10 protein-coding genes and 1 pseudogene are annotated in these 9,378 nt (G+C 71.1%); 6 read left to right on the top strand and 5 right to left on the bottom strand.

The window, feature by feature from the left end; translation table 11 throughout:
- Positions 1 to 565, top strand: a pseudogene (locus tag ACJ73U_RS40550) (lysine 2,3-aminomutase); the annotation flags it as partial.
- 48 nt (positions 566 to 613) lie between these two features.
- On the opposite strand, the gene ACJ73U_RS40555 reads toward ACJ73U_RS40550, so the two are convergent.
- Positions 614 to 1,438: an aldo/keto reductase gene (locus tag ACJ73U_RS40555; protein ID WP_407783097.1), complete on the bottom strand. Its 825-nt coding sequence runs from the start codon at positions 1,436 to 1,438 to the stop codon at positions 614 to 616.
- A gap of 261 nt (positions 1,439 to 1,699) precedes the next feature.
- Here ACJ73U_RS40555 and ACJ73U_RS40560 point away from each other — a divergent pair, with 261 nt between their 5' ends.
- Both ACJ73U_RS40560 and ACJ73U_RS40565 read left to right on the top strand, forming a co-directional pair.
- Entirely contained in the window at positions 1,700 to 3,088 is a 1,389-nt protein-coding gene (locus ACJ73U_RS40560; RefSeq protein ID WP_407783098.1) for a S28 family serine protease, read from the top strand.
- A 24-nt stretch (positions 3,089 to 3,112) separates the two neighbouring features.
- Positions 3,113 to 4,165, top strand: coding sequence for a GDSL-type esterase/lipase family protein (locus ACJ73U_RS40565; protein ID WP_407783099.1), 1,053 nt, complete (start codon positions 3,113 to 3,115; stop codon positions 4,163 to 4,165).
- A 31-nt stretch (positions 4,166 to 4,196) separates the two neighbouring features.
- On the opposite strand, the gene ACJ73U_RS40570 is transcribed toward ACJ73U_RS40565, so the two are convergent.
- Positions 4,197 to 4,772, bottom strand: a complete 576-nt coding sequence (locus ACJ73U_RS40570) for a CGNR zinc finger domain-containing protein (protein ID WP_407783100.1) — start codon at positions 4,770 to 4,772, stop codon at positions 4,197 to 4,199.
- A gap of 70 nt (positions 4,773 to 4,842) precedes the next feature.
- On the opposite strand from ACJ73U_RS40570, the gene ACJ73U_RS40575 reads away from it, so the two are divergent.
- Complete coding sequence (locus tag ACJ73U_RS40575) at positions 4,843 to 5,598, top strand: class I SAM-dependent methyltransferase (protein ID WP_407783101.1); 756 nt, start codon at positions 4,843 to 4,845, stop codon at positions 5,596 to 5,598.
- Here the strand turns inward: ACJ73U_RS40575 and ACJ73U_RS40580 are convergent.
- Together ACJ73U_RS40580 and ACJ73U_RS40585 are read right to left on the bottom strand one after the other, a co-directional pair.
- The gene (locus ACJ73U_RS40580; RefSeq protein WP_407783102.1) at positions 5,595 to 6,053 is read right to left on the bottom strand and encodes an Lrp/AsnC family transcriptional regulator; all 459 of its coding nucleotides are present in this window, start codon (positions 6,051 to 6,053) and stop codon (positions 5,595 to 5,597) included. The two genes, ACJ73U_RS40575 and ACJ73U_RS40580, sit on opposite strands and share 4 nt — an antisense overlap.
- The gene (locus ACJ73U_RS40585; RefSeq protein WP_407783103.1) at positions 6,050 to 7,183 is read right to left on the bottom strand and encodes a M24 family metallopeptidase; all 1,134 of its coding nucleotides are present in this window, start codon (positions 7,181 to 7,183) and stop codon (positions 6,050 to 6,052) included. The genes ACJ73U_RS40580 and ACJ73U_RS40585 overlap by 4 nt, the downstream gene beginning before the upstream one ends.
- 137 nt (positions 7,184 to 7,320) lie before the next feature.
- Here ACJ73U_RS40585 and ACJ73U_RS40590 point away from each other — a divergent pair, with 137 nt between their 5' ends.
- Positions 7,321 to 8,289: an ATP-binding cassette domain-containing protein gene (locus ACJ73U_RS40590; protein WP_407783104.1), complete on the top strand. Its 969-nt coding sequence runs from the start codon at positions 7,321 to 7,323 to the stop codon at positions 8,287 to 8,289.
- Positions 8,286 to 9,092 carry an ABC transporter permease gene (locus tag ACJ73U_RS40595; RefSeq protein ID WP_407783105.1) on the top strand — a complete coding sequence of 269 codons (807 nt, stop codon included), beginning with the start codon at positions 8,286 to 8,288 and terminating at the stop codon, positions 9,090 to 9,092. The genes ACJ73U_RS40590 and ACJ73U_RS40595 overlap by 4 nt, the downstream gene beginning before the upstream one ends.
- Positions 9,093 to 9,188: 96 nt before the next feature.
- Here the strand turns inward: ACJ73U_RS40595 and ACJ73U_RS40600 are convergent.
- Positions 9,189 to 9,378, bottom strand: a 190-nt coding sequence (locus ACJ73U_RS40600; protein WP_407783106.1) for a hypothetical protein, incomplete at its 5' end; no start/stop codon positions are given.

Genomic DNA, 9,378 nt, shown 5'->3' on the forward strand with positions numbered 1-9,378 from the left:
CGCCGAGCGGCGCGGCGTCAACCTGGCCGTGCACACCCACGTCAACCACGTGAACTCGCTGACGCCGCTGGTCGCCCGCGCGGCCCGGATGCTGCTCGAGGTCGGCGTGCGCGACGTGCGGAACCAGGGCGTGCTGATGCGGGGCGTGAACGCGACCCCGGACGACCTGCTGGACCTGTGCTTCGCGTTGCAGGGCGAGGCGAACATCCTGCCGTACTACTTCTACATGTGCGACATGATCCCGAACGCCGAGCACTGGCGCGTGGCGGTGTGGGAGGCGCAGCAGCTGCAGCACGCGATCATGGGGTACCTGCCGGGCTACGCGACACCACGCATCATCTGCGACGTGCCCTACGTCGGGAAGCGGTGGGTCCACCAGGTGACCGAGTACGACCGCGAACGCGGCATCTCCTACTGGACGAAGAACTACCGCACGGGCATCGAGCGCCAGGACCCCGACGCGCTGACCCGCCAGTACCCGTACTACGACCCGATCGCCACCCTGCCGGAGATCGGCCAGCAGTGGTGGCGCGGCTACCAGAGCACTCCCGGCGCGCCGAGCTGACGCGGGTGTGTGCCCGGCGCGAGCCGCACCGGGCACACCGCGGGTGGCTCAGTTGAAGGTGTCGGGGTCCGGGCCGGTGCGCAGACCGCGGTCCAGCGACGACAGCGCGGCCACGTCCTCGTCGGTCAGCTCGAAGTCGAACACCTCGAAGTTCTCCTTGATCCGCGACGGGGTGGCCGACTTCGGGATCACCACGTTGCCGAGCTGGAGGTGCCAGCGCAGCACGACCTGCGCGGCAGTACGACCGTATTTCGTCGCGAGGGACGTCACCGCCGGCTCCTTCAGCAGGTCGCCGCCCTTGGCCAGCGGGCTCCACGCCTCCGTCGCGATGCCGTGCTCCGCGTCGAACGCCCGGACCTCCTCCTGCGTCAGGTAGGGGTGCAGCTCGATCTGGTTCACGGCCGGCACGGTGTCGGTCTCGTCGAGCAGGCGCCGCAGGTGCGCGGGCTGGAAGTTGGACACGCCGATCGCCCGGACCCGGCCGTCGGCCAGCAGCTTCTCGAACGCGCGCCAGGTGTCGACGTACCTGTCGCGCTTCGGCGTCGGCCAGTGGATCAGGTACAGGTCGAGCTGCTCGAGCCCCAGCCGGCCGAGCGAGGCGTCGAACGCACGCAGCGTCGAGTCGTAACCCTGGTCGCCGTTCCACAGCTTGGTCGTGATGAACAACTCGTCGCGCGGAATGCCGGACCTGGCGATCGCCGCGCCCACGCCCGCCTCGTTGCCGTAGATCTTGGCGGTGTCGATACTGCGGTAGCCGGCCTCGAAGGCGGCGGTCACGGCCGCCTCGGTCTCGTCGTCCGGCACCTGGAACACGCCGAAGCCCAGCTGGGGCATCTCGACCTTGTTGTTCAGGGTGACCTCGGGGACTGCCATGCACACTCCAATCAGGGGATGATCGTCGGCGCCACGCCCGCGCGCGGCACCACTCGGCCTCCTCGAACGGGATACCCACGCCGACGCGATCACGCACGAACTCCTCGACGCTCCCGATGGTGGTGCCGCCGCGGCGCCGCAGGTCGAGCCGGTACCCCGGCGACACGGCCGGGCGGACTCGGCTGATCGGCGGCTGTGCCCGTACGGTTACTCAACGAGAATTCCGCCTTGGGTTGACCCTGCGACCTGGGAGTCCTGCGCATGCGCATCGGGAGAAGCACGGTGGCGGCCGCGGTCGCGGCGACCGTGATCAGTTTCGTGCCGGCCCTGCCGGCCCTGCCGGCCCAGGCCGCGCCGGCCGACATCGCGGACCAGCTGGCCGCGATCCCCGGCATGACGGTGTCCGAGCAGCCGCCACCCGAGCCGGGCTACCGGTTCTTCTTCCTCAGCTACCGGCAGCCGGTCGACCACACGAAGCGGAACGGGCCGACCTTCCAGCAGCGGCTGCAGCTGCTGCACCGCGACGTCGACCGGCCGATGGTGCTGCACACGACCGGCTACAACATGCCCGAGTACTACTTCCGCTCGGAGCCGACCACGCTCGTCGACGGCAACCAGATCTCGGTGGAGGAGCGGTTCTTCTCCCCGTCCCGGCCCAACCCCGAGGACTGGAGCAAGCTCGACATCTGGCAGGCGGCGACCGACCACCACCGGATCGTGCAGGCGCTCAAGCCGATCTACAGCAAGAAGTGGATCTCCACCGGCGCGAGCAAGGGCGGCATGACCTCGGTCTACCACCGCCGGTTCTACCCACGCGACGTCGACGGCGTGGTCGCCTACGTGGCACCGAACGACGTGGACAACGCCGACGACAGCGCGTACGACGACTTCTTCGCCTCGGTCGGCAGCACACCCGCCTGCGAGGACTCGCTGGAGGCCATCCAGCACGAGGCACTCGCGCGGCGCACGGACATGGTCAACCGGTACGAGGCGCTGGCGCGGGCGAACGGCTGGACCTTCGACCGCGTGTTCGGCACGGCGGACAAGGCGTTCGAGATGTCCGTGCTGGACCTGGCCTGGGCGTTCTGGCAGTACTCGCTGGAGACCGCGTGCCCGACGGTGCCGCCGGTGACCGCGTCGAGCGACGACATCTTCGCGTTCATCAACCGCATCGACGGGCTCGACTTCTACGCCGACCAGGGGATCCTGCCGTACGCGCCGTACTTCTACCAGGCGGCGACGCAGCTCGGCTGGGCGCAGCCGAAGTTCCGGTACCTGAAGGACCTGCTCCACTACCCGAACCTCTACGTCGCGAACTCGAGCCTGCCGCCCGAGCTGCGGTCGAAGTACAGCTCGTCGGCGATGATCGACGTGGACAACTGGGTCACCAACAGCGCGAGCCAGATGCTGTTCGTCTACGGCTCCAACGATCCGTGGAGCGCCGAGCGGTTCCACCCGAGCGACAGGGACTCCCACATCTACACCGCTCCCGGCGCGAACCACGGCGCGAACATCGCCAGGCTGGCGCCCGCCGACGCGGCGGCGGCCAGTGCGACGGTCCTGCGGTGGGCCGGCGTCTCGGGGGTGGCGGTCCACCGGTCGGCGGTCCTCGACTCCCGCAACCCGGACCTGGAGCGCCGGCCGCTGTAGGGGGTCACCCTAGAATTGCTCCCGATGCGACCCTCGGGATGGCTTGTCCTCTTCCTCGTCCTCGTCGTGGCCACGCTCGGGTTGGCCGGCGACCGGCTCTTCCCCCCGCCGAAGGCACTGCCCGGTCCACCCGAGGACGCGCCGAGGGTCATCGTCGCCATGGGCGACAGCACGATCTCCGGCGAGGGCGCGGGCGACTACGAGCGCGGCACGAACGGCGAGAAGGGCGACTGGTGCCACCGCTCCCCCAACGCCTCGATCCACCAGGTGAAGCTGCCGGACGTGGTGAAGGCGTACAACCTGGCGTGCTCCGGCGCGCCGTCCGCGCAGGTCGGGCTCGGGAAGGTCGAGCAGTACACGGAGCGGTCGCAGGCCTCGCAGCTGGCGAGGATCGCGGCGCGGGACCGCGTGGTGGCGGTGGTGGTCGCCTCGGGCGCGAACGACGACCCCTCGTTCTCGCACGTGCTGGACGCGTGCGTGCGGGCGTGGCTCGGCGAGGAACGGTCGTGCAGTGCGACCGTCGGGCCCCAGTGGTCGCGGCGGATCAACCGGATGATCCCGAAGGTGACCAGCGCGTTGCGCGACATCCAGACCGTGATGGCCAACGCCGGGTACAAGCGGTCGGACTACCAACTGGTCGTGCAGTCCTACGCGGCGCCGGTCGGCCCGGACGTGGCACACGGGCTGCAGGACCTGTCGGGGTGCCCGTTCCTGTCGAAGGACCTGCGGTGGGTGGAGAAGGACGCCGTACCGGTGCTCACCGCCGGCGTCCGCAAGGCGGCGAACAACGTCGGCGCCCGGTTCCTGGACCTGTCGAGGGCCGGTGCCGGCCGCGAGGCGTGCTCGTCGGAGCGGAACCCCCGCCGCGAGTGGTTCCGCCGCCTGGCGGTCCACTGGACCGACCTGCAGCGCGACGACCGCGCCACGCACGCCCTGCAGGAGTCCTTCCACCCCAACGCGGCCGGCCACGAACAGTTCGGCAGGTGCCTGTCGGAGTTCCTCACGACGACCGACCAGGCCGCGGCCTGCCTCTCCGGCCACGACGGCAACCTGCACGCCGCTACCAGCTCCGACTAGGTCACGTGGTCGCGTCGCTGAGGTGGGCCGGTCAGCCCTCCGCTGCCTTCCGTGCGCGGAAGGCAGCGGCCTTCACCCGGTTCTGGCAGGTGGTGGAACAGAACCGGCGGGTGCCGTTGCGGGACACGTCGACGTAGAGCCGGTCGCACGCCGGCGCGTTGCACAGGCCCAGCCGGTCGACCACGGGGTTGCCCAGCACCACCGCCAGGCCCGTCGCCATCGGTGCCGCCCAGCTCGGTGCCCACCCGGCGTCCTCGGCGTGGAAGTGCAGGTGCCACGGCTCGCCGTCGTGCCGCGACAGGGTCGGGACCGCGCCGGCCTCGCGCATGATCTGGTTCAGCTCGGTGCACGCCGAATCCAGGTCACCTGTATCGACCAGCTCGACGACGTGCCGCAGCCGGCCGGCCCACACGGCCAGCTCGGCCGCGTCGGCGGGGGTTGGCAGGTCAGGTGTACGGGACGGTGGCAGCGCGTCGCGGACGGCCGCCACCAGCTCGTCGCCGGTGGGCGCCGGGAACGGGCGGCCATGCCGCTGGCCGGGTGTCACGTTGTTGACCAGTCGGACCGCGTACTCGACCGTGTCACTCGTGTGACTGTCGAACTCCACTTGACCAGTTACTCCCCTCCAAGTTGGCGTCACTGTCGTCAAGCTTAACGCCAGTTACGGAGGACTTGTGATGCAGACGGTGGCGGCGGACACGGCGACCCGGTGGCTCCGACGGTGGGACGCCCAGCAGGAGCGGTACATCCCGGACCGCGAGGAGCGGTTCCGGGTGGTCATCGACGTGGTCCGGGAGGTGACCGGTGGCGGCCCGGCCGGCGTGGTCGACCTCGGCTGCGGTCCCGGGTCGCTGTCGCGGCGGCTCGCCGAGGCCCTGCCACGGGTGCGTGTGGTCGGGGTCGACGCCGACCCGCTGCTGCTCGGCCTCGGCCGCGCGAACACCGACCCGCGCGTCCGGCTGGTCGAGGCCGATCTCGCCAACCCGGGCTGGGCCGACGCGACCGGCCTGCCCGGGCCGTGGGACGCGGCGGTGTCCAGCACCGCGTTGCACTGGTTGAGCCCGGCGGATCTCGGTCAGCTGTACCGGACCCTCGCCGCGAACCTGCGCCCCGGCGGCGTGTTCGTCAACGCCGACCACATGGGCCTGGGCCGGCCGACGCTGGACACGATCGCCGACGCGATCCGCGACGCGCGCACGCGCCGGGCGGGCACCGAGGGCAACGAGGAGTGGGGCGCCTGGTGGCAGGCCCTCCAGCAGGACGACGACCTGGCGCCGCTGCTCGACGCCCGGTCCAACATGGCCATCGCGCACAGCGGGGACAACGGCCTGACGGTGTGGCAGCACGCGGAGCTGCTCCGGCAGGCCGGCTTCGCCGAGGCCGGCCCCGTGTGGCAGTTCGGCGACGACCACGTGCTGGTCGCGGTCCGTTAGATCGCCGGGCCGCGGCCCTCGTAGGGGGTCGACAGCACGACCGTGGTCCGGGTGGACACCTTCGCCGCCTCGCGGATCTGCCGCAGCAGGTCCTCCAGCGCGTGCGGGGAGGCCACCCGGACCAGCAGGATGTAGGACTCGTCGCCGGCCACCGAGTAGCACGCCTCGATCTCCCGGATGTGTTCCAGCCGGTGCGGATAGTCGTCCGGCGCGGCCGGGTCGATCGGCGTCAGGGAGATGAACGCGGTCAGCGGCAGCCCGATCACCTCGGCGTTGAGTTGCGCGTGGTACCCGCGGATCACGCCGCGCTGTTCGAGCCGGCGCACCCGCTGGTGCACGGCCGACACCGACAGCCCGACGCGCTCGGCCAGGTCCGTGAAGCTGCACCGGCCGTCCGCGGCCAGCTCACGCGAGATCGCCTGGTCGATCGGCTCCAGCTCCGACGGCGTGCTCATGCGGGGAGCGACACGAGGTCGTGGGGCCGGGTGTTCAGCGGTTCGACGCCGTCCTCGGTGACCACCACGATGTCCTCGATCCGCGCCCCCCAGCGGCCCGGCTGGTAGATGCCCGGCTCGACGGAGAACGCCATGCCCGGCTCGAGCGGCAGGTCGTTGCCCGCCACGATGTACGGGTGCTCGTGCACGTCCAGGCCGATGCCGTGCCCGGTGCGGTGGATGAAGAACTCGCCGAACCCGGCGTCCGCGATCACCCGGCGGGCGGCGGCGTCCACGTCCTGTGCGGCGATGCCCGGGCGGACCGCGTCTACGGCGGCCTGCTGCGCCCGCTGGAGGACCGCGTAGGTTTCCAATACGTCTGTATCGCGTGGTTCGCCCATGACGTAGGTGCGGGTGCTGTCGGAGCAGTAGCCCTCCGCGACCGGTCCGCCTATGTCGATCACCACGACGTCACCGGCCTCGACCACCCGGTCGGACAGGCTGTGGTGCGGGCTCGCGCCGTTCGGGCCGGAGCCGACGATGACGAACTCCGCCACCGCGTGCCCCTCCTCGACGATCGCGGCGGCGATGTCCGCGCCCACCGCCGACTCCGTGCGACCGACCCGCAGGAACTCGGCCATGCGCGCGTGCACGCGGTCGATGGCCGCCCCCGCCTTGCGCAGCGCCGCGATCTCCTCGGCGTCCTTGCGCATCCGCAGCTCACGCACGATCGGCCCGGCGAGCACCTGCTCGACGGCCGGCAGCGTGTGCCGCAGGCCCAGGACGTGCAGCGCGACCATCATGTCGCCGACCGCGACCCGGCGTGCCTTCGGCAGCAGCGACGCCACCAGCGCGTACGGGTCCTCCGCGTCCACCCAGGTGGCCAGCTCGACACCCAGCTCGCCCATGGGGACCGCGTCGTAGCCCGGCGCCTCCAGCTTGGGCACCACGAGCACCGGCGCGGCGTCGGCCGGCACGACGAGACAGGTGAGCCGCTCGAATGAGCCGCCGCCGGCGCCGAGGAGGTACTGCAGGTCCGAGCCGGGCGCCATGAGCAGGGCGTCCACGCCTGCGTTCGCGGCGGCGGCCCGCGCCCGGTCGAGGCGCTTCGACAAGGCCGCGGGGTTGGTCGCGGAGACGGTCGTCGACATGGCGGAAAGCCTAGTCCTCGGTGGTCGGCCCCGGTGTCAGCGCCGTATCAGAGCGGATCAGCGAGATCTCAGCCCCGTATCAGCCCGCCCCGGATCGTCTGCCTCGACAACGTTCCACCCGAAGGGGGACAACCACCATGAACAACGCCGTACTGGCCGAGGGGCTGGCCAAGCGGTTCGGCGAGACCAGGGCGCTCGACGGGGTGGACCTGGCGGTGCCCGCCGCCAGCGTCCTGGGTCTGCTGGGACCGAACGGCGCCGGCAAGACGACCGCGGTCCGGATCCTGGCCACGCTGCTCGAACCGGATGCCGGCCACGCGTCGGTGTGCGGGTACGACGTGGTCCGCGAGGCGCACCGGGTCCGCCAGCTCGTCGGGCTGACCGGGCAGTACGCCTCGGTCGACGAGATGCTGACCGGTGCGGAGAACCTGCTGCTCATCGGCCGGCTGCTCGGCCAGTCGCGGGCGGAGGCGAAGAGCCGGGCCGGCGAGCTGCTCGCGCGGTTCGAGCTGAGCGACGCCGCGAACCGGGCGGTCAAGACCTACTCCGGCGGCATGCGCAGGCGCCTCGACCTGGCGGCGAGCCTGGTCGGCCGGCCACGCGTGCTCTTCCTGGACGAGCCCACCACCGGGCTGGACCCGCGCAGCCGGCTCGACCTGTGGCAGATCGTCCGCGACCTGGTCGCGGACGGGGTGACGGTCCTGCTCACGACCCAGTACCTGGAGGAGGCCGACCAGCTGGCCGACCAGATCGCGGTCGTCGACCAGGGCCGGGTCATCGCGACCGGCACGCCGGCACAGCTGAAGGCCCGCACCGGCGCGCAACCGCTCGTGGTGCGGCCGGCGGACCCGGCCGACCTGCCGGTTGTCACGTCGATCATGCGCGACCTGACCGGCCGCACGCCCGACGTGGACACCACCTCGGTCACCGCCTCGGTCACCGACCCCGCGCTGCTGCCGGCGCTGGTGCGCCGGCTCGACGACGCGGAGGTGGTCGTCACGGGGTTGGCACTGCGCGACGCCAGCCTGGACGAGGTGTTCCTGAGCCTCACCGGCCACAAGCTCGAGGAAACCAATACACCTGACCTGGAAAGGACGCCGGCATGACCGCCGCAGTGGCGTCGCACGCGGCCCTGGCCCCGCGGGTGCGGCCGTCGGAAGGCCTGCGCCAGAGCGCGTCGCTGTCGTGGCGCACGCTCGTGCAGATCAAGCACAACCCGATGGAGCTGATCGACTTCAGCCTCCAGCCGATCATGTTCCTGCTGCTGTTCACGTACGTGTTCGGCGGCGCGATCGCCGGTTCGACCGGCGACTACCTGACCTTCGCCCTGCCGGGGCTGATCGTGCAGAACGCGTTGTTCGGCACGCTCAACACCGGAGTCGGCATGTGCAACGACCTGACCAAGGGCGTGTTCGACCGACTGCGCGCACTGCCGATCGCCAGGTGGGCGCCACTGACCGGGCGGATCGTGGCGGACATCGTGAAGCAGGCGTGGGCCATGGCGCTGCTCCTCGGCCTCGGCGCGATCATGGGCTTCCGGGTGGGCACGAGCGTCGCCGCCGTGCTCGGCGCGTTCGGCGTGCTGCTGGCCGTCGTGCTCGCGTTCTCGTGGGTCTCGGTACTCGTCGGGGTGCTGGTGCGGGAGCCGGAACGGGTCATGGTGTTCGGGTTCGCGGTGATGTTCCCGCTGACGTTCGTGAGCAACGTGTTCGTGCCGGCCAACACCATGCCGGGCTGGCTGCGGTCGTTCGTGGACGTGAACCCGGTGACGATCGTGGCCAACGCGATCCGGGGTCTGCTGGTCGAGGGCCCGGTAGCGACCCCGGTGCTGCAGGCACTGGCGTGGGCGGCCGGTTTCCTGGCGGTCTTCGGCCCGCTCGCGGTCCACGCCTTCCGCAAACGCACCTGACCCCGCGAGTCCAACGCCCAGAACCCGCGTGTCCAACGAATCGGACCGGTGAGTTCGACAAATGCGTTAGCCGGGCGGCTAACGCGAATGTCGAACTCACCGGTCGTGGCGGTTGGACACGCGGGTCGGTTGCGTTGGACACGCGGGTCGGGGGGTGAGGGCCTGGTCGGTCGCGGTGTGGATGGTGTCCATCGTGGTCGTCAGGCCCTTCGCGTATGCCTCGGCGAAGTCCTCCTCGGGCAGGTCGGCGCGGATCTCCCCGGCGACCCCCCCGTAGTCCAGCACC

Origin of the sequence: Actinophytocola sp. (assembly GCF_045807065.1) — a bacterium.
In the GTDB taxonomy this organism is placed as follows: domain Bacteria; phylum Actinomycetota; class Actinomycetes; order Mycobacteriales; family Pseudonocardiaceae; genus Actinophytocola.